This window comes from Mycobacterium sp. URHD0025 (assembly GCF_000426065.1).
Lineage (GTDB): Bacteria > Actinomycetota > Actinomycetes > Mycobacteriales > Mycobacteriaceae > Mycobacterium.
Window position 1 is genome coordinate 51,960 of the sequence record NZ_AUEQ01000011.1, and the last position, 17,849, is coordinate 69,808.

The 17,849-nt window shown below is 68.9% G+C and carries 17 protein-coding genes; 10 read left to right on the forward strand and 7 right to left on the reverse strand.

Annotated elements, in window-relative coordinates:
* A complete protein-coding gene (locus H977_RS0117125) occupies positions 1-1,584 on the forward strand; it encodes an MBL fold metallo-hydrolase (protein ID WP_029108997.1) in 1,584 nt (527 codons plus the stop codon).
* Complete coding sequence (locus H977_RS0117130) at positions 1,581-1,916, forward strand: hypothetical protein (RefSeq protein ID WP_029108998.1); 336 nt, start codon at positions 1,581-1,583, stop codon at positions 1,914-1,916. Before H977_RS0117125 ends, H977_RS0117130 begins: the two co-directional genes overlap by 4 nt.
* Here H977_RS0117130 and H977_RS0117135 read toward each other — a convergent pair.
* Positions 1,913-2,728: a DUF5718 family protein gene (locus H977_RS0117135; RefSeq protein WP_029108999.1), complete on the reverse strand. Its 816-nt coding sequence runs from the start codon at positions 2,726-2,728 to the stop codon at positions 1,913-1,915. The two genes, H977_RS0117130 and H977_RS0117135, sit on opposite strands and share 4 nt — an antisense overlap.
* A gap of 139 nt (positions 2,729-2,867) precedes the next feature.
* On the opposite strand from H977_RS0117135, the gene H977_RS0117140 reads away from it, so the two are divergent.
* Entirely contained in the window at positions 2,868-3,557 is a 690-nt protein-coding gene (locus H977_RS0117140; RefSeq protein ID WP_029109000.1) for a hemerythrin domain-containing protein, read from the forward strand.
* A 40-nt stretch (positions 3,558-3,597) separates the two neighbouring features.
* Here the strand turns inward: H977_RS0117140 and H977_RS0117145 are convergent, their stop codons facing one another.
* Positions 3,598-6,933, reverse strand: coding sequence for an ATP-binding protein (locus H977_RS0117145; RefSeq protein WP_029109001.1), 3,336 nt, complete (start codon positions 6,931-6,933; stop codon positions 3,598-3,600).
* A 30-nt stretch (positions 6,934-6,963) separates the two neighbouring features.
* Entirely contained in the window at positions 6,964-8,223 is a 1,260-nt protein-coding gene (gene serS, locus H977_RS0117150) for a serine--tRNA ligase (protein WP_029109002.1), read from the reverse strand.
* Between the two features lie 157 nt (positions 8,224-8,380).
* Here serS and H977_RS0117155 point away from each other — a divergent pair, with 157 nt between their 5' ends.
* Genes H977_RS0117155 through H977_RS0117165 form a run of 3 tightly spaced genes read left to right on the forward strand, consistent with a single transcriptional unit; the run spans position 8,381 to position 10,444 of the window.
* Positions 8,381-9,829: a septum formation family protein gene (locus H977_RS0117155; RefSeq protein ID WP_081681757.1), complete on the forward strand. Its 1,449-nt coding sequence runs from the start codon at positions 8,381-8,383 to the stop codon at positions 9,827-9,829.
* A gap of 4 nt (positions 9,830-9,833) precedes the next feature.
* Complete coding sequence (locus tag H977_RS0117160) at positions 9,834-10,184, forward strand: metallopeptidase family protein (RefSeq protein ID WP_029109004.1); 351 nt, start codon at positions 9,834-9,836, stop codon at positions 10,182-10,184.
* A 59-nt stretch (positions 10,185-10,243) separates the two neighbouring features.
* Positions 10,244-10,444: a hypothetical protein gene (locus tag H977_RS0117165; protein WP_029109005.1), complete on the forward strand. Its 201-nt coding sequence runs from the start codon at positions 10,244-10,246 to the stop codon at positions 10,442-10,444.
* Here the strand turns inward: H977_RS0117165 and H977_RS0117170 are convergent.
* A complete protein-coding gene (locus H977_RS0117170) occupies positions 10,441-11,130 on the reverse strand; it encodes a histidine phosphatase family protein (RefSeq protein ID WP_029109006.1) in 690 nt (229 codons plus the stop codon). The genes H977_RS0117165 and H977_RS0117170 overlap by 4 nt on opposite strands.
* Entirely contained in the window at positions 11,127-12,071 is a 945-nt protein-coding gene (gene pheA, locus H977_RS0117175; protein ID WP_029109007.1) for a prephenate dehydratase, read from the reverse strand. Before pheA ends, H977_RS0117170 begins: the two co-directional genes overlap by 4 nt.
* A gap of 143 nt (positions 12,072-12,214) precedes the next feature.
* Between pheA and H977_RS0117180 the strand changes: the two genes are divergently transcribed.
* From H977_RS0117180 to H977_RS0117195, 4 genes are all read left to right on the forward strand, one after another.
* A complete protein-coding gene (locus H977_RS0117180; protein ID WP_029109008.1) occupies positions 12,215-13,009 on the forward strand; it encodes a DUF2470 domain-containing protein in 795 nt (264 codons plus the stop codon).
* A gap of 46 nt (positions 13,010-13,055) precedes the next feature.
* Positions 13,056-13,832, forward strand: coding sequence for a CPBP family intramembrane glutamic endopeptidase (locus tag H977_RS0117185; protein ID WP_029109009.1), 777 nt, complete (start codon positions 13,056-13,058; stop codon positions 13,830-13,832).
* Positions 13,833-13,857: 25 nt separating this feature from the next.
* On the forward strand, positions 13,858-15,147 hold the full coding sequence (locus tag H977_RS0117190) for an LCP family protein (RefSeq protein ID WP_502691179.1): 1,290 nt from the start codon (positions 13,858-13,860) through the stop codon (positions 15,145-15,147).
* A gap of 138 nt (positions 15,148-15,285) precedes the next feature.
* Positions 15,286-15,834 (forward strand): ferritin, encoded by a 549-nt coding sequence (locus H977_RS0117195; protein WP_029109011.1) that lies wholly within the window; start codon positions 15,286-15,288, stop codon positions 15,832-15,834.
* 2 nt (positions 15,835-15,836) lie between these two features.
* Here the strand turns inward: H977_RS0117195 and H977_RS0117200 are convergent, their stop codons facing one another.
* Both H977_RS0117200 and H977_RS0117205 read right to left on the reverse strand, forming a co-directional pair.
* Complete coding sequence (locus H977_RS0117200) at positions 15,837-16,685, reverse strand: glycerophosphodiester phosphodiesterase (protein ID WP_029109012.1); 849 nt, start codon at positions 16,683-16,685, stop codon at positions 15,837-15,839.
* Positions 16,686-16,690: 5 nt separating this feature from the next.
* A complete protein-coding gene (locus H977_RS0117205) occupies positions 16,691-17,818 on the reverse strand; it encodes a DUF4328 domain-containing protein (RefSeq protein WP_029109013.1) in 1,128 nt (375 codons plus the stop codon).
* Positions 17,819-17,849 lie beyond the last annotated feature (31 nt).

A 17,849-nucleotide genomic window follows, 5' to 3' on the forward strand; every position in this document is an offset into this window, starting at 1 on the left:
GTGCAGGTCACCAGCGTCGGGCATGCCGGCTTCCTGATCGAGACCAAGGCTGGCAGCATTTTGTGCGACCCCTGGGTCAACCCCGCCTATTTCGCCTCGTGGTTCCCGTTCCCGGACAACAGCGGACTCGATTGGGACGCGCTCGGCAATGTCGATTACCTCTACGTGTCGCATCTGCACAAGGACCACTTCGACCCGGAGAACCTGCGCCGCCACGTCAACAAGGACGCGGTGGTCCTGCTGCCCGACTTCCCGGTGCCCGATTTGCAGCGAGCCCTCGAGGGACTGGGCTTTCACCGGTTCTTCGAAACCACCGATTCGGTCAAACACACCGTGAGCGGACCCAAGGGTGACCTCGATGTGATGATCATCGCGCTGCGCGCACCGGCCGACGGACCCATCGGTGACTCCGGCCTGGTGGTCGACGACGGCGAGACGGTCGCCTTCAACATGAACGACGCGCGCCCCGTCGATCTTGAAGTCCTCGACTCTGATTTCGGTCAGGTCGACGTGCACATGCTGCAGTACTCGGGAGCCATCTGGTACCCGATGGTCTACGACATGCCGGCCCGCGCCAAGGAGGCCTTCGGCATCCAGAAGCGCCAGCGGCAGATGGACCGGTGCCGCCAGTACATCGCACAGGTCGGCGCCACCTGGGTGATCCCCTCGGCCGGGCCGCCGTGCTTCCTGGATCCCGAACTGCGCGATCTCAACGACGACCACGGTGATCCGGCGAACATCTTCCCCGACCAGGTGGTGTTCCTGGACCAGATGCGCAGCCACGGCCACGAGGGCGGCCTGCTGATGATGCCCGGCAGCACCGCGAATTTCACCGGCTCGCAATTGGATTCGCTCACCCATCCGGTCGAGGATCCGGAGTCGATCTTCACCACCGGGAAAGCCGCGTACATCGAGGAGTACGCACAGCGGATGGCCCCCGTGCTGGCCGCGGAGAAGGCGGCATGGGCACCGGCTGCGGGCGAACCCCTGCTGCCGGGGCTGCGGGCGTTGTTCGAGCCGATCATGAGCCAGACCGACCAGATCTGCGACGGCATCGGCTATCCGGTGGAGCTGCGGCTCGACGGAGCCGGCCATAGCGAGACCGTGGTCCTTGATTTTCCGAAACGCCTTGTGCGCGAGCCCATCCCAGATGAGAAGTTCCGCTACGGCTTCGCGATCCCGCCCGAGCTGGTGCGCACCGTGCTGCGCGACGACGAGCCCGACTGGGTCAACACGATCTTCCTGTCCACCCGTTTCAAGGCGTGGCGCGTGGGCGGCTACAACGAGTACCTCTACACGTTCTTCAAGTGCCTGACCGATGAGCGGATCGCCTACGCCGACGGCTGGTTCGCCGAGGCCCACGACGATTCCTCGTCGATCACGCTGGACGGGTTCCAAATTCAGCGCCGGTGCCCGCACCTGAAGGCGGACCTGTCGAAATTCGGTGTGGTGGAAGGAAACACCCTCACCTGCAATCTGCACGGCTGGCAGTGGAACCTGGAGAACGGCAAGTGCCTGACCACCAAGGGCCACGAGTTGCGGTGCGCACGCGAGGAGCAGAAACTGCCGGGCGGCAAGGCATGAACTCCCCGCGCCAGTACTACGACGACGGCCTGATCCAGCTGGATCGTGAGGCGATCACGTTGCGGCGCTACCACTTTCCCTCGGGCACCTCGAAAGTGATTCCCCTGCGCGACATTCGCTCCTACAAGGCCGAGTCGCTGGGCTTGGTCTTGAACAGGTTCCGCATCTGGGGCAGTTCGGACCTGCGCCGCTGGCTGCCTCTGGATGTGTGGCGGCCCATGAGATCGACGCTGGTCACCTTGAAGGTCAACGGGACTCGCCCCGATCCGGCCTTCACCCCGGCCCGCCCCGACGAGTTCGTCGCCCGCCTCGAGGAGCTGCTCGACCGCTAACGGGCCGAGACCACCTGCCGCAGTTCGGAAGCCGCGCTGGAGGCGCTGTCGTACACCCGGACGATGGCCTCGTCGCCGGGCTTCAGGTAGGTGGACTCCCCCAGCGGTGTGTAGCGGGTGGCGCCGATGCCGATCAGCACGTTCTCCGGATGGCCGCTGGCCACCATCAAGGCTCCGACGTCCTCCAACGGGGTGTCGGCCGAACCCTTCTGGTTGGCCAGCCGTTCGACGATCCAGTCGAGCAACACCTCGCCGTAATACGAATAGCCGACCAGCGGCGAATCCACCCCGTAGGCGTGCTGCTGGCCGCCGTCCTCGCTGAGGTAGCAGACCAGCCGCATGGTGGCGGTCGGCCCGTCCGGGGTGAGGTCGTTGATCTCGAAGAACTGCGGCGCAACCCCTTTGGAGGCCGGGCCCCAGTTCTTCTTGTAGCTGATCTTGGGTGCGCCGGGCCGGCGGATCGAGCAGTCGTTGAAGGCGCCCAGGGCGAACGGCTCCAGCCGCGCCACGGTGTCGCCGTTCCACACGACGTGGCAGGCCACTCCCACCTCGGGCTCGATCTGCAGATTCAGCGGGCCGTCCACCTCACCGGGCTCGGGCAGCAGGATGGAGTCGCTGGACAGGGGGAATTCACCCAGGAAGTCGTCCCGCCCCGGCGCGTACCACGGGAAGATGCCTTTGGGTGCATACCCTTCGGTAACAACCTTGACGAAATCGCCGGCTTCCCCGGCCTGCTCGAGATGGCCGGCGAAGTTACCGGCCACACCGAAGCCGAACCAGTTACGCACTTCGCCAAGGTCGATGTCGATCATGGCTGCAACCCTACTGTGGCCGCCCTGAAGTGGCTGCGACAAGCCGGGTACAAGTCGCGCTTAAGTCGCCGCAAGCAGGCTGTGCTCCAACGCTTCCGATCCGCCAACCGAGGATCGGCCAGATCCGAGGAGCACCGCCGTGCCAACCACCGTCACCGTCGCACCCCGTAACGGAGGCGATCCCGTGCCAGATCTGCTGGGTATCACCCTGGCTCACCGCGCGATGCTCGCCGATCTGCTCCGCCTGGCCGACCTGGCCACTGCGGTGCGGGACCGGGATGTGATCTGCACGCCCGGCCGCGCCCGGGCGATCTCGCGGTACCTGGAGTGGCTGTGCGATTCGATCCACCATCACCACACCACCGAGGACACCGTGCTGTGGCCGGTGATCCAGGCCAGTGTGGGCAGTCATGTCGACCTGAGCGAGCTGACCGACGACCACGCTGTCCTCGACCCGCGGCTGGACCAGCTGCGGGCCCGCGCCGCCGCGTTCCGGCTGTCGATGGGTGACCGCCAGATCGCCGGTCTCATGGCGATCGAACTGGCCGAACTCTCGGCGCTGCTGACCGAGCACATCAATGACGAGGAACTCGAGGTTTTCCCGCTGATCACCGAGCATGTGTCGGTGGCCGACTGGGAGTCGGTGGAGCGCGCCGCCCGCGACGGCGGCCGGTTGTCGTTCGACGGTCCGCGCTCGCTGGCCGTGATGACCGAGGAGGAGCGTTCGACGCTGGCGCAAAACGCCGGGATCGGGTTCCGTGTCCTGCTCGGCGCGTTGCGGCTGGTCCACCGGCGGCGGGAACGCGCAGTGTTCGGCACCGTCCTGTGAGGCACTGTCCTGTGTAACGCCGGTCGCCGCGTCAGCCGCGTCAGTCGAGAAAGCCGCGGGCTTCGGCGGCCAGCCGGTCGCGCAGCGTCGACGCCGCCTCACGGTGACGACGTGCTTCATCCGGCCGGCCCAGCGCGTCTGCGGAGGCGGCGAGCGCGTCGTCCACCGGGCCCACCATCAGCCCGTCGACACCGAGCCCGGCGATGCGGCCGGAGTACGGGCCGAGGTCGGCCGCGCGGGCGCGGACCTCGTCGAGGTCGCCGAGCGCCACCGCGGCGTTGACGCGCAGCACCGTGAACGGAAGCCAGAAATACGCACGCTCGATCGGCCCGCGGTCCCGCCACAGCTCGCGGGCCTCGGCCTCGCGTCCGCGTGCGATCAGCGCGAGCACCGCGGCGTCCAGCGCGGCGACCGACACCTCCTTGTAGAAGAACACCAGCTCGTCGGCCAGTAGCCCCAGATCCCCGAGGCAGAACTCGCCCGTCACCCGGCCCACCATCGCCAGCTTGGCCCCGTTGGCGGCACCGTTCTCCACCATGCGCGCCGCCAGATCGGTATAGGCGCTCACCGCGTCCTCGAGGCGGCCCGCGAGCAGGTGCATCCGCGCCCGGAACAGCCCGAGCACGCCGAGGAGATGGACGAGCTGACCGGTGCCTGCGCGGGCCACCGCGATGTCGACGTGTCGTTTCGCCGTCGCCAGGTCGGACCGGTGCCCGGCGGCCAGCGACAGCAGCCAGTGCGCCACCGCCTGATAATCGGCCTGCTCGGTGGCCTCCGCGGTCCGCAGCAGTTCCGCGGCGGTCGACTCACGTTCGGCATCGAGATCGGGCCCCAACGCGCAGTAGGCCCGGACGTTGAGCGCGGTGCACAGCAGCCGGCCCGACGATCCCGGGTCCTCCGCATAGGCCTGTCGCGCCAAATCGAGCAGTTCGGTGCTGGCGGCCAGCGCCCCGTCCGGATCCGTGCCCTCCAGTTCCACGTAGAGCGCCTTGAGCAGCCGGATCCGGTCGGCCACCGTGAGCTCGGTGAGCTGACCCGTTCCGGCGCCGGCCAGCACCCGGCGCAGCAACCCGATCATCTGCGCGTCGGACTCGTCGTATTCGCGGTCCCGCCACACCAGCGGGGTGTCCCACGCGGTGAGCACCCGAACCGTCAGGTCGTCGCGCGACTTCCCGCTCAACAGATTCAGCGCCGCCTTCATCTCGATGCGTGCCGCGACGGCGTCACCGGACTGGGCCAGCGCGGAGATCAACCCGCAACGGGCGGCGATCTCGTCCTCCAGACCGTCGGCCTGCGGCGACAACCGGCGGCCGGCCGCCAGCTCCAACATCTGTACGGCCGCACGCCACTGCCGGGCGGCTTCGGCGTGGGCACCGACCGAATCGGCTTCACGGGCCGCCTCGGTCGCGAAAGTCGCAGCCGCCAAAGCTGTTTCGGATGTCGCCGCGGCGACGGCGTGGTGTGCCAGGGCAGCCGGATCGACCGACCGCCCCGGTGCGCGGAGCAACTCCAGCGCGGCGGCATGCAGTCGGGACCGGCGCAGCTTCGAGGTGTCCTCGTAGAGCGTGTCGCGGACGAGCGCATGCGCGAACCGCAGACGACCGGGCTCGGGCTCGTCCAGCAGTCCCAGCAGCACCGCGGGCTCGAGCGCCTCGAGCAGGTCGTCCGGGTCGCTGCGCCCCAGTTCGGACAACAGGTCGACATCGATGTCACGGCCAAGTACCGCGGCTTGACGCAGGGCCGTGACGGTCTGACCGGGTAGCCGGGCGAGCCTGCGCCGCAACACATCACGGACCCCGACCGGCACCGACGCCCATACCGCGTCCGGACCTTCGGCCGCCATCAGCCGGGCCAGTTCCCGGACGAACAGCGGATTGCCGCCGGTCCGCTCCCGCAGCAACCTCAGGGCCTCACCGCTGACGGCGCTCATCCCGCAGTCGGCGGCCAGCGCGGCGGTGGCCGCGGCATCCAGCCCGCCCAGGATCAGATGCGCGGCGGTGTGCACCGTCAGCGCCGCCCGGGCCACCTCCAGTTCGCCACGGTCCTCCGAGGGCCGATAGGTGCCGATGACGAGCACCGGAAGGTCCTTGATCCGGTCGGCGACCAGCCGTAGGAGCTCCAACGTCAGGCCGTCGGTGCGGTGCAGGTCATCGAGCACGACAGCCAGCGGGCGCTGCTCGGCGACCGCGCTCAACACATCGGCAACGGCGTGCCCCAACCAGAACGTACCCGGCTCTGCCGCGGCCACGTCGTGCAGCAGCGGTGCAAGCACCTGCCTGCCGTCGGGCGAACCCTGCGGGTCGATAAGTTCGCGCAGGACCTCGGTCCACGCCCACCCGGCCGGGGCTCCGTGGACCTCCGGACAACGGCCGTGCACGGTCCGCCAGCCCGCGGTACGCAACCGGCCGGTCGCCGTGGCGGCCAGGGTGGTCTTACCCGAGCCCGCCTCCCCCGCGATCCACAGCACGGCGCTGCCGCCCGCGACGACAGCGCGCGCGGCAGTGTCGATCTCCGCGAGTTCGTGGGTGCGGCCGTAGGCGGCCGCCTCGATGCGAGCGTGCGACGCGACGTCCGGTATGGCCGGCGCCGGGAGCGGCCGTGACGGCTCCAGATGATCGGCCTGTCGCAGGATGTCGCGTTCCAGGTCGCGCAGGGCTCGGCCAGGTTCCAGGCCGAGCTCACCGACCAGGTGGTCCCGGGTGCGCCGCAACACCTCCAGCGCGTCGGTCTGGCGGCCGGTCCGGTACAGCGCCGTCGCCAGCACCGCGGCGGCGCCCTCGCGGCCGGGATGCTCGTGGACGTGGCGTTCCAGCACCGCCACCGCGGTGCTGTACCGGCCGAGTTCGACCTGCGCGGCGCCCCGGGCTTCCACCGCGGCCATCCGCAGTTCGGTCAACCGGGCCACCTCCGGCGCGGCCCACAGCGCGTCGCCGACGCCGGCGAAGGGATCTCCCGACCAGCCGGCCAGTGCCTGCTCCAGCAGGCTCACCCGCCGCTGCGGGTCTGATTCTTCATATGCCTCAGTCACTTTCGACTCGAACTGCCAGGCGTCGACGGCCTCGACCGGGAGTCGCAGGCAGTATCCGGGTGCGGCACTGACCAGGACACCGGCCGGGGCCCGACGCTGCCGCCCCGGCTCGAGCGCACGCCGCAGATGCGAGACGTACACCTGCAGAGCCGACAGCGCCTTGGGCGGCGGCTCGCCCTCCCACAGATCGTCGATCAGCCGGTCCACGGACACGGTGTGGCCGTGCGCGGCCACCAGCCGCGCCAGCAGCGCACGCTGCAGCCGCGCCCCCAGATCCACCGGATCCTCGCCGACCCACGCCTGTACCGGGCCGAGCACCCTCACCCGTACCGGGCCGTCCGCAGTCATCGTCCGCAGTGATACCGGGCCGCGCGGTGATTACTTACCGGGCTCCAGCACCGCAGTGCCGACGAACGGCACCAGTGCGTCGGGAACGCGGACGCTGCCGTCGGGTTGCTGATGGTTTTCCAGGATGGCCACCAGCCAGCGGGTGGTGCCGAGCGTCCCGTTGAGGGTCGCGGCGATCTGCGGCTTGCCGTTCTCGTCGCGGTAGCGGGTGGCCAACCGCCTGGCCTGGAACGTCGTGCAGTTCGAGGTGGAGGTGAGCTCGCGGTAGGTCTGCTGGGTGGGCACCCACGCCTCGCAGTCGTACTTGCGCGCCGCCGAAGAGCCGAGATCGCCTGCGGCGACGTCGATCACCCGGTACGGCACCTCGATGGCGGCCAGCATCTGACGCTGCCAGCCCAGCAGCTTCTGATGCTCGCCGACGGCATCTTCGGGCTTGCAGTAGATGAAGCCCTCGACCTTGTCGAACTGGTGCACGCGGATGATGCCCCGGGTGTCCTTGCCGTAGCTGCCCGCCTCGCGCCGGAAGCACGAGGACCAGCCCGCGTACCGCTTCGGGCCGGCCGACAGGTCGAGAATCTCGTCGGCGTGGTAGCCCGCAAGCGGCACTTCGGAGGTGCCGACCAGGTACAGGTCGTCGGCCTCCAGGTGATAGATCTCGTCGGCGTGTGCGCCGAGGAATCCGGTGCCCGCCATGACTTGTGGGCGCACCAGCACCGGCGGGATCATCAGCGTGAAACCGTTCTGCACGGCCACCTGCGTGGCCAGTTGCAGCAGGCCGAGTTGCAGCAGCGCGCCGTGGCCGGTGAGGAAGTAGAACCGCGAACCCGACACCTTGGCGCCGCGTTCCATGTCGATCAGGCCGAGCGCCTCGCCGAGCTCGAGATGGTCCTTCGGGTTCTCGATCTCCGGTGGCTCGCCGACGGTGTCGAGCACCACGAAGTCGTCCTCGCCGCCGGCGGGCACGCCGTCGATGATCACGTTCCCGATCGCCATGTGCGCGGCGGTGAAGGCGTTCTCGGCTTCGACCTGGGCGACCTCGGCGGCCTTGACCTGCTCGGCCAGGTCCTTCGCCTGCTGCAGCAGGGCAGGGCGCTCTTCGGGTGTCGCCTTGCCCACCAGCTTGCTGGCGGCCTTCTGCTCGGCGCGCAGGTTGTCGGCCGCCGAGATGGCGGCCCGCCGCGCGGTGTCGGCCTGCAGCAGCGCGTCGACGCGCGCCGGGTCCTCTCCGCGAGCCCGTTGCGACGCACGGACGATGTCGGGATTGTCGCGCAGCATCTTGAGGTCGATCACGGGCGCAACCCTACTTTTTGACATGCGGCGACGTACATCTGAGGTGGTCGAATCGAGGTGACTGGGCCGAACAGCACCGGCCGCCGGGCACAACCTCGCAACATTACAACTGCATCACTTGTCACAGGGGCTGACACGCCTGTCACAATGGAGGGCAATGTTGGAAGCATCCGAGCACCCCGAGCACCCCGAGACCGGGGACCCGCTCGCCGCACCTCTGCCGGACGAACAACCCGCGAGGGAACCGTGGTGGCAGAGTCTGGCAGCCGCGTCGACGCGACGAGCGCTGCTGTTGACGGCGCTCGGCGCACTGCTCATCGCCGGCGTGATCACCGCGTTGCCCCGCAGCGAGGGAGCCAACTCCGGACCGGGCGCCATCGCCCTCGGTCCCCGCGGCAACGACACGTTCAATCACGTCAAGCGGGGCGACTGCCTGAACTGGCCCGGCCGCAACCCCGACGCCGCGCACATCGTCGACTGCAAGGACAACCACCGCTTCGAGGTGGCGCAGGCCGTCGACATGCGCACGTTCCCCGGCAGCGAGTACGGGCCGGGAGCACCGCCGCCGTCGGTGGACCGGATCAAGCAGATCAGCCAGGAGCAGTGCACGCCGTCGGTGCGTAGCTACCTCGGGCCGAAGTACGACCCGAACGGCAAGTACACCATCGGCCTGCTGTGGTCTGGCGAGAAGGCGTGGAAGCAATCCGGTGAGCGGCGCATGCTGTGCGGCCTGCAGTTGCTGGGCCCCGGCGACAGCCAGCTGGAATCCGCGGGCAAGGTGGCCGACCTCGACCAGTCGAAGGTGTGGGCCGCAGGCACCTGCCTCGGCATCGACGCCGCCACGAATCAGCCCACCGATGTCCCGGTCGATTGCGCGGCGCCGCACGCCATGGAGGTCACCGGCGCGGTCAACCTGGGCGAGAAGTTCCCCGGCGGGCTGCCCTCGGAGGGCGATCAGGACAACTTCATCAAGGACGCCTGCACCGCGCAGACCGACGCCTACCTGGCCCCGGTCCAGTTGCGCACCACCACGCTGGCCCTGAGCTACAGCACCATCTCGCTGCCCAGCTGGTCGGCCGGCAGCCACCAGGTGTCCTGCAGCATCGGTGCCACGCTGGGCAACGGCGGCTGGTCGACACTGGTCAACAGCGCCAAGGGGCCGCTGATGATCAACGGGCAGCCTCCGGTGGCGCCGCCGGACATCCCGGAGGAGCGGCTCAACATGGAGCCCGTCCCGATGCCCGACGTGGACGAGCCGTCTTCGGGTTCATCCGGGTCGTCGTCTTCGTCCGGGTCGTCGTCATCCGGGTCTTCGTCGTCCGGGTCTTCATCGGGTTCGGGCTCGTCGAGTTCGGGGTCGGGTTCCGGTTCGTCGGGCTCGTCCGGATCTTCGGGTTCGTCGAGTTCGTCGGGCGGCCAGCACCTTCCGCAGGCCGCGACCACCGCGGCGCCGGCTCCCACCCAGGCCAACACCTTCAACCCGCCGCCGCCTGAGCAGGCACCGGCACCCGCGCCCGAGCAGGCACCCGCGCCCGCTCCTGACGGCGCGGCGCCGCCCGCCGGTCCGCCGCCGGGTGAGCCGGTGCCCGTACCGCCGGGGCCGTAAGCCCGTGCCGGTGCGGATGAGTTCGCAGCGGTTCGACGAGTTGGTGTCCGACGCACTCGATCTGATCCCGCCGCAGTTGGCGGCCGCCCTCGACAACATCGTGGTCCTGGTCGAGGATCGCGATCCCGACGAGCCCGAGATTCTCGGCCTGTACCGGGGAGTGGCGCTGACCGAGCGGGATTCCTGGTACGCCGGTTCGCTGCCGGACACCATCACGATCTACCGCGGAGCCCTGCTGGATTTCTGTGACAGCGAGGCCGACGTGGTCGACGAGGTGGCCATCACCGTCATCCACGAGATCGCGCATCACTTCGGGATCGATGATGAGCGGCTCCACGAACTCGGTTGGGGCTAGTCACGGTCCAGCAGGCGCGGCAACCGCGATTTGTCGGCCCGCAGTGCTATCAACGGGCTATGACGATCCAGTGCCGGGAGTGCGCAGCCGGTCTGGAGCATTGCCACGGCACCGTGATCATCCACGTCCAGTACCGCGCGGAATGCACCGACGACGGCTGCACCACACCGGAAGCAGCGCATACCTTCACCGTCGACTGTCAGGCGGTGGGCTGCCCGTGCGGGCGTGAGGGCGAACTGTCGATCCGGCGGTACGGCTAGCCCATCGGGTCGGAATCGGAGGTCACCGCATCGGCGACCGGAGTGGCGTCCGGTTCCGGATAGAACGGCGGTGTCAGGGCCGCCCATTGCACGCAACTCCAGCGCCCGTCGGTGATCGGTGCCAGCACAACTGATTCGGTATTGCCCAGGTGATGGTCGAGGGCGAAGCTGCCCTCGACACCGGCCAGCACGGCGGCCACCAGCCGGATCGCGGCGCCGTGACTCACCACGACGATGTCGCTGTTGAAGTCATTGTCGTCGAGATACCGCAGCCGCAGTTCGGTGAGCACGGGCACGTAGCGGGCCAGGACCGTCTCGGCGCTCTCGCCTCCCGGCATCGGCACGTCCAGTTCGCCCCGGTGCCAGCGTTCGTAGATCCGGTTGAACTCGGCAACTGCGGCGTCGTCGCTGCGGTCCTCCAGTTCGCCGACCTGGACTTCGTGGATCCCTTCGAATTCGAAGGGGACAAGGCCGGTTTCGCTGCCGATACCGGCGGCCGTCTGTGCTGCGCGCCGAGCCACCGAGTGGGCCAGGATCGACGGGCGCTGACTCAGCATTCCGCCGAACCGCCGGGCCTGGTCGTGTCCGAGGTCGGTCAGCTCCGCGCCGGGCGGCCGGGTGTCCAGACGCCGGGCGACGTTGCCTTGGGACTGCCCGTGGCGGACGAGTATCAGCCGTCCGCTCATGAGGCGCCCGTTCCGTCACGCAAACCCGTCAACCACCGTGTGGCCTCGTCCAGTCGCGGCGGGGGTGCGCCCGCGTTCGCTCCGGTCGGCCAGGATCCGAGATATCGCACATCGGTACAACGCCGGTGCAACGCTTTGAGTGCCTCAGCCACCGAATCGTCTTCGATGTGCCCGACACAGTCGAGGAAGAACATGTATGTGCCCAGCTCGGTTCTGGTGGGCCGGCTTTCGATCCGGGTGAGGTCGATGTCGCGGATCGAGAATTCGGTCATCGCGGCGACCAGCGCACCGGGGGTGTTGTCCAGGCGCAGCACCACCGAAGTGCGGTCGGCGCCGGTGGCCGGCGGCGGCACGCCGGGCGGGCCGACCAGGACGAAGCGGGTTCGGGCGTTGGCTTCGTCGACGACGTCGGCGGCCAGGATGTCCAGCCCGCAGCGCTCGGCGGCCAGCCGCGTGCTCACCCCGGCGTCGGCGTTGCCCTCGGCGACATCGTGGGCGGCTGCGGCGTTGGAGGTGGCGGGCACGACCGCGGCGTCGGGCAGGTTGGCGGCCAGCCATCGGCGCACCTGCGCGAGCGCCACCGGGAAGGCGGCCACGGTCTTCACCGGCTCGCTGTGCCCCGGCCGGGTGACGATGGTGAACGCGACGTTGAGGGTCAGCTCGGCATAGATCTGGAGCGGTTCACCGACGGCCAGGCTGTCCAGCGTCGGCAGCACCGATCCCTCGATCGAGTTCTCGATCGGCACGCAGGCGTAATCGGCCCGCCCGTCGCGGACCGCGGCCAGTGCGCCGGGGGTGCTGTCGGTCAGCACCGGTGTGAAGCGGTCCGTGCGATCGCCGGCTGCCGACTGCAGAGGGGGCACCATCTCGTGCGCCACCATCTGCAGTAACGCCACTTCGGTAAAGGTCCCCTCCGGTCCGAGGTAGGCGATACGCGGCACGTCCCAACCCTATCGGGTCGGCGTCGGGCGATCCGTTGATGACGGCCCCGCGGTGTTTCACGAAAGCCTTGCCGGTGCCGCATCACCCAGTTAAGTTAGGCTTACCTCACCTAATCACCTCACCTAATTTCGAAGGCGGCGAGATGGCCATAGCGACACCGACGACAGCCGAGCGGATCCGCAGCGCATGCGCACGAGGCGGCGGAGCGATGCTCGCGGTCGATGGCATGGAACCGGTCGCCTCACCCGTGCACCACCTGCTCGACGACGGGTCCTTCGCGATCACCGTCCCCGAGACCAGCCCGCCCGCGGGCATGGCGATGTCGGCCGGCGCTGCCGGTATCCAGGCGGTGTTGGAGATGACCGACTACGCCCCGCTGCCGCTGCGCGAGCCGGTGCGCTCCCTGGTGTGGATCCGCGGCCGCCTGCAGCACGTGCCGAGCGCCGAGGTGCCGGCCCTGCTCGACCTCGTCGCCGCCGAGAACCCGAATCCCGCTCTGCTGCAGGTCAACTCCAACACGCAGCAGAACGCCGGACACGATGACGACAACTACTCGTTGATGCGCCTGGAGATCGAGTCGATTGTGGTGGCTGATGCCACCGGCGCCGAGGCGGTCGCCCTCGGGGCGCTCCTGCAGGCCCGCCCCGATCCGTTCTGCGCGATGGAGTCCGGCTGGCTGCAACACATGGAGTCCTCGCACCGCGATGTGGTGGACCGCCTCGCCACCCGGCTACCGATCACCCTGCGCCAGGGACGGGTCCGCCCTCTCGGCCTGGACCGCTACGGCGTGCAACTGCGCGTCGAGAACGAAAACGGCGACCACGACGTACGCCTGCCGTTCCCGAAACCCGTCGACGATGTCACCGGCCTGAGCCAGGCCATCCGCGTATTGATGGGCTGCCCGTTCCTCAACGGCCTGCGCGCGCGCCGGATCTGACCCGCACGATCTTCCCGGCGGTCCGGGCGCCGCTACCGTGGCTCCGGTGACGACTTCGGCGACCGGGCCCCACGAGCACCTCGAGCCGCAACGCCGCACAATCAAGATCGAGATCGCCGTCGTGCTGGCGGTGACGTTCGGGCTCAGTGCCTACACCGCGGGCCTGCGGCTCGTCGAAGCGGTACTGCTCGGCCTGTCCGGACAGACGGTCGCGCTCAACCCGAAGCGCTCCCCATTCGACCTGATCGACCTCGGCCTGCATCTGGCCGTGATCCTGCAGCTGCTGGCCTGGGGTGCCCTGGCCCTGTACCTCTTGTGGCGCAGCGGTTTCGGGCCGTCCTCGATCGGGCTCTCGCGCCCGAAATGGCGTGCCGACGGGCTGGGTGGGCTGGGCCTGGCCGCCCTCATCGGTCTGCCCGGGCTGGGTTTCTACGTGCTGGCCCGGATGCTGGGGCTGAGCGCCGATGTGGAGCCGGCCGAGCTGTACGACACGTGGTGGCGCATCCCCGTGCTGCTCGGCGTGGCGTTCGCCAACGGTTGGGCCGAAGAGATCATCGTGGTGGGGTTCCTGCTGACCCGGCTGCGCCAGCTCGACGTGAGCCCGGGCCGGGCACTGATCATCTCCAGCCTGCTGCGCGGCGCATATCACCTCTACCAGGGCTACAGCGCCGGTCTGGGCAATGTCGCGATGGGTCTGGTGTTCGGCTACGCATGGCAACGCACCGGACGGCTGTGGCCCCTGATCATCGCCCACACCCTGATCGACGCGGTGGCGTTCGTCGGCTACGCGCTCGTGGCGGATCATCTGAGCTGGCTGCGATAACGCATCCGCCACGTACATTTCTGCTGTGGACGACTTCACCGCTTCAGGGCGACCTCCCGACCCGCGCTCGCGGCGTCCGGGACCGCGCCGCCGTGACGCCGAGCCGTCCCAGGTGATCCGGCGTGACCCGAACCATCGTCCGCCCTGGCCGCCGAATCCACCCACGCCGCCACGGAAGACTCCTCCGCCGCCGCGACAACAGGCCCCGAGACAACAGGCCCCCAGACAGGCCCCCAGACAGCAGCCCCCGAGGCAAGCCTTGAGGCCGCCCCCGCCTCGATCGGCTCCCCCACCGCCGCCGGCCCGGCCGACCGCGCCCGCACCGGCACGCAAGCCGCGGCGACGGCGGCGCTGGGGCCGCCTGGTGGTGACTGTGCCGCTGGTCGTCCTATTGGCGGCGGCGCTGGCCGTGATCGGCGGCGGCTTCTGGATCGACTCGTCGCTGCACCGCATCCCGGCCCTGGCCGATTATCCCGAGCGTCCCGCGGCTGCCCACGGCACCACCTGGCTCCTGGTGGGGTCCGACAGCCGCCAGAACCTCAGCCCCGAGCAGCAGGCCGACCTGGCCACGGGCGGGGACATCGGCACCGGCCGCACCGACACGATCCTGTTGGTGCACATCCCAGGGATCGGCTCGAGCACTCCGGCCACCATGGTCTCCATTCCCCGGGATTCCTACCTGCCGATTCCCGGGTACGGCGAGGACAAGGTGAACGCGGCGTTCTCGGTGGGTGGGGCGCAGCTGCTGGCACAGACCATCGAACAAGCGACCGGACTGCACCTCGACCACTACGCCGAGATCGGGTTCGACGGCTTCGCCGCACTCGTCGACGCCGTCGGCGGGGTGACGATGTGCCCGGCCGAGCCGATCAGCGACCCGCTGGCCGGGATCGACCTACCCGCGGGCTGCCAGGAACTCGACGGCCGCAGCGCCCTCGGCTACGTCCGCACGCGCGCCACGCCGCGAGCGGATCTGGACCGCATGATCAACCAGCGCGCGTTCATGTCCGCGCTGTTGCACCGGGCCACCAGCCCGGAGGTGCTGCTCAACCCGTTGCGGTGGCAGCCGATGGCCCGGGCCGCCACCGATTCCGTCGCCGTCGACGAGAACGCGCACGTCTGGGACCTGGGCCGGCTGGCGTGGGCGATGCACGGCGACGACATGGTCACCGCGACGGTGCCGATCGGCGAGTTCACCGGCAGCGATTCGGGCGCGGTCGTGGTGTGGGACAGCGAGGCGGCCGGCCGTCTGTTCACCGCGCTGGCCGACGACTCACCGGTGCCCGCCGATGTCGTCCAAAAGCCCCAACCTTGAGCTTAGGCAAAGCTAAAAAAGGTGGCAGCAAATTCGCAACGGCGAATGTAATGCACGGCACACCACTAAGGTAAAGCTGACCTCAATGAGGTCAACCTTCGGTGACAATGGCGTCTGACCTGCTATATCCTCGCCGTCATGACGACGACCGGTGAACTCGACACGAAATTCCACGCACTTGTCTCGGATCAGATCCGCAGCGAGTTCACCGCGTCACAGCAATACATCGCCATTGCGGTTTATTTCGACGGCGCCGACCTTCCGCAGCTCGCCAAACATTTCTATGCGCAGGCGGTCGAGGAGCGTAACCACGCCATGATGCTGGTCCAGTATCTGCTCGATCGGGATATCGACGCCGAGATCCCGGGTGTCGACGCGGTGTGCAACCGCTTCGATGCGCCCCGTGACGCGCTCGCGCTGGCACTCAGCCAGGAGCGCACGGTCACCGAGCAGATCAGCCGGCTCGCGAGCGTCGCCCGCGAGGAGGGTGACTACCTCGGCGAGCAGTTCATGCAGTGGTTCCTCAAGGAGCAAATCGAAGAGGTCTCGTCGATGGCGACGTTGGTGCGCATCGCCGACCGCGCGGGCGACAACCTGTTCCACATCGAGGACTTCGTCGCCAGGGAACTCACCGCTGGTGCCGGTGTGGATCCGGCCGCCCCGAAGGCCGCCGGCGGCAACCTCTGATCTCAGTCCCGACCCGCACCCGTCAGGCCGTTCTCCAGCCAGCTCTTGGTGCGGCCGGGATGATTCGTGGCCACCCAGCCCACCCCGATGTCGCGGCAGAACCGGACATCCTCGTAGTGGTCGACAGTCCAGCAGTACAGCGCACGCCCCTGCGCGGCGGCCCGGTCGACCAGTTCCGGATGCTCACGCAGGGTCGCGATGGACGGGCCGACCGCAGTCGCCCCGACCGTCGTGGCCGCGCTCCCGCCCAGGTACCGCGACGTGTCGCCGAGCAGCACGGTCGGCAGCATCGGTGCGGCCCGGCGGATCCGCCACACCGCGGCCGCCGAGAAGGACATCACCACCGCGCGTGACAGATCGGCCGAGGCCGGTGCGGCGATGCCGTACCGGTGCAGCAGTGCCAGCACCTTGTTCTCCACCAGCGCGCCGTAGCGCACCGGATGTTTGGTCTCGATGAACAGCTTGACCGGCCGGTTCCAGTCCAGCACCAGCGAGACGAGATCGTCGAGGGTCAGTAGCCCGGTGTCGCCTGAAGCGCCGTCGCCGGAGCGCGCGCCGGCATGCCATGACCCGTAGTCGAGCCTGCGCAGTTCGGCCAATGTCATCTCACTGACCACGCCGGTGCCGGTGGAGGTGCGGTCCACACGGCGGTCGTGCACACACACCAGGTGCCCGTCGCGGGTCAGCCGTACATCGCATTCCACGCCATCGGCACCCTCACGCAAAGCGAGGTCGTATGCGGCCAGCGTGTGCTCGGGTTTGTCGGCGGATGCTCCGCGATGGGCCACCACGAACGGATGCCCAGGCCCGGGGGTCGCCTGTCCAGCGGCACCGCCGTCGCCCGTTTCCATACGGCCTATGCTGCCGGGTTCTGCCCTCGGGCCTCAACCGGAACGGCGGATTCAGCTGAATCCTCACAATTCTCCGAAGCCTCGTCGGCGTCGGCGTCGAGTTCGGGCTCGGCGTCAGGTTCGGCCTCGGGTTCGGCTTCAGGTTCGATGACGACCCAGCGCCGGACGCTGCGCTCCGCGGTTGTCCCGCTGCCCTCGAAACCGTCGAAAACCTTGGCCGTCAGCAGGAAGCCGGCGAGCGCGAGCAGGTATCCGACGATCGTGGCCACCGTGTTGTCGGCGATGTTCTGTGGCGCGTCGTTGAAGAAGGTGACGTACACGGTGCCGACCATCGACCACACCGCGAGCACCGCGCTGAACACCCACGCGATCCACCACACCACGATCGGCCGGCGCAGGTGTGACAGGCGGCCTTCGAGAGCGGCCAGTTCCCACACGAACACCGGGGCCATCACCAGGTTCACGCCGGGCAGCAGGCAACAGAGCCACAGTGTCCTGGTGCTCCGCGGATCCACTTCGCCGTGCTGGGCGTAACCGGCGGCCCGACGCGCGATCAGCCAGCGCACCAGCACCACCACCGTGATGAGCACGACGACGATGGCCACCACGCTGGCCAGCAGACCGATGGCGACGCCACCGATCGCGATCAGCGGGTGCAGCAGCATATTGCGGTTGATCAGTAGAAGGCCGTATCGGATCACGTGGGCGAAAGCCGCGACACCCAACACCACCATGGCCGCCACGAGCATGAGCCGGACCGTGCCCGCACCGGACTCGTCAACGGTCTGCTGCGGCTGATCGTCGACATCGAACTGCTGGTGCAGCCCCCAGCTCGGGATCATCCGGTAGCGCGGTGTGGGCCCGAGCGGACGGCGTGGGCGCCGCTGATGCGGCGGAGGACCGGGACGCAAGGCGATCCAGCGGTAGCCGGGCGCGAGTTGCGGCGTGCGCTGCGCCGGCTGAGAGGGTGCCTGCGCTGGAGACGCTGGAGCCTGTCCGGCGGGTCCCCACTGGGACTGAGGCGACGACGGCGCGGAAGGCGCCATCAACGAGCCGCCGCACCGGGGGCACCACGACCGCTGCCGGTCACGCACGTTCCAGCGCGTCCCGCACTGCGAACACACCTGGATCATCCGACCAGCCTAGCCACGATCTCCTGACGGG

What these genes read in the sequence shown, in the direction of transcription:
- H977_RS0117130 (WP_029108998.1), top strand. Translation starts at nt 1,581, where the DNA reads ATGAACTCCCCGCGCCAGTACTACGACGACGGCCTGATCCAGCTGGAT.
- H977_RS0117135 (WP_029108999.1), bottom strand. Translation starts at nt 2,728, where the DNA reads ATGATCGACATCGACCTTGGCGAAGTGCGTAACTGGTTCGGCTTCGGT.
- H977_RS0117145 (WP_029109001.1), bottom strand. Translation starts at nt 6,933, where the DNA reads ATGACTGCGGACGGCCCGGTACGGGTGAGGGTGCTCGGCCCGGTACAG.
- H977_RS0117155 (WP_081681757.1), top strand. Translation starts at nt 8,381, where the DNA reads ATGTTGGAAGCATCCGAGCACCCCGAGCACCCCGAGACCGGGGACCCG.
- H977_RS0117165 (WP_029109005.1), top strand. Translation starts at nt 10,244, where the DNA reads ATGACGATCCAGTGCCGGGAGTGCGCAGCCGGTCTGGAGCATTGCCAC.
- H977_RS0117170 (WP_029109006.1), bottom strand. Translation starts at nt 11,130, where the DNA reads ATGAGCGGACGGCTGATACTCGTCCGCCACGGGCAGTCCCAAGGCAAC.
- H977_RS0117180 (WP_029109008.1), top strand. Translation starts at nt 12,215, where the DNA reads ATGGCCATAGCGACACCGACGACAGCCGAGCGGATCCGCAGCGCATGC.
- H977_RS0117195 (WP_029109011.1), top strand. Translation starts at nt 15,286, where the DNA reads ATGACGACGACCGGTGAACTCGACACGAAATTCCACGCACTTGTCTCG.
- H977_RS0117200 (WP_029109012.1), bottom strand. Translation starts at nt 16,685, where the DNA reads ATGGAAACGGGCGACGGCGGTGCCGCTGGACAGGCGACCCCCGGGCCT.
- H977_RS0117205 (WP_029109013.1), bottom strand. Translation starts at nt 17,818, where the DNA reads ATGATCCAGGTGTGTTCGCAGTGCGGGACGCGCTGGAACGTGCGTGAC.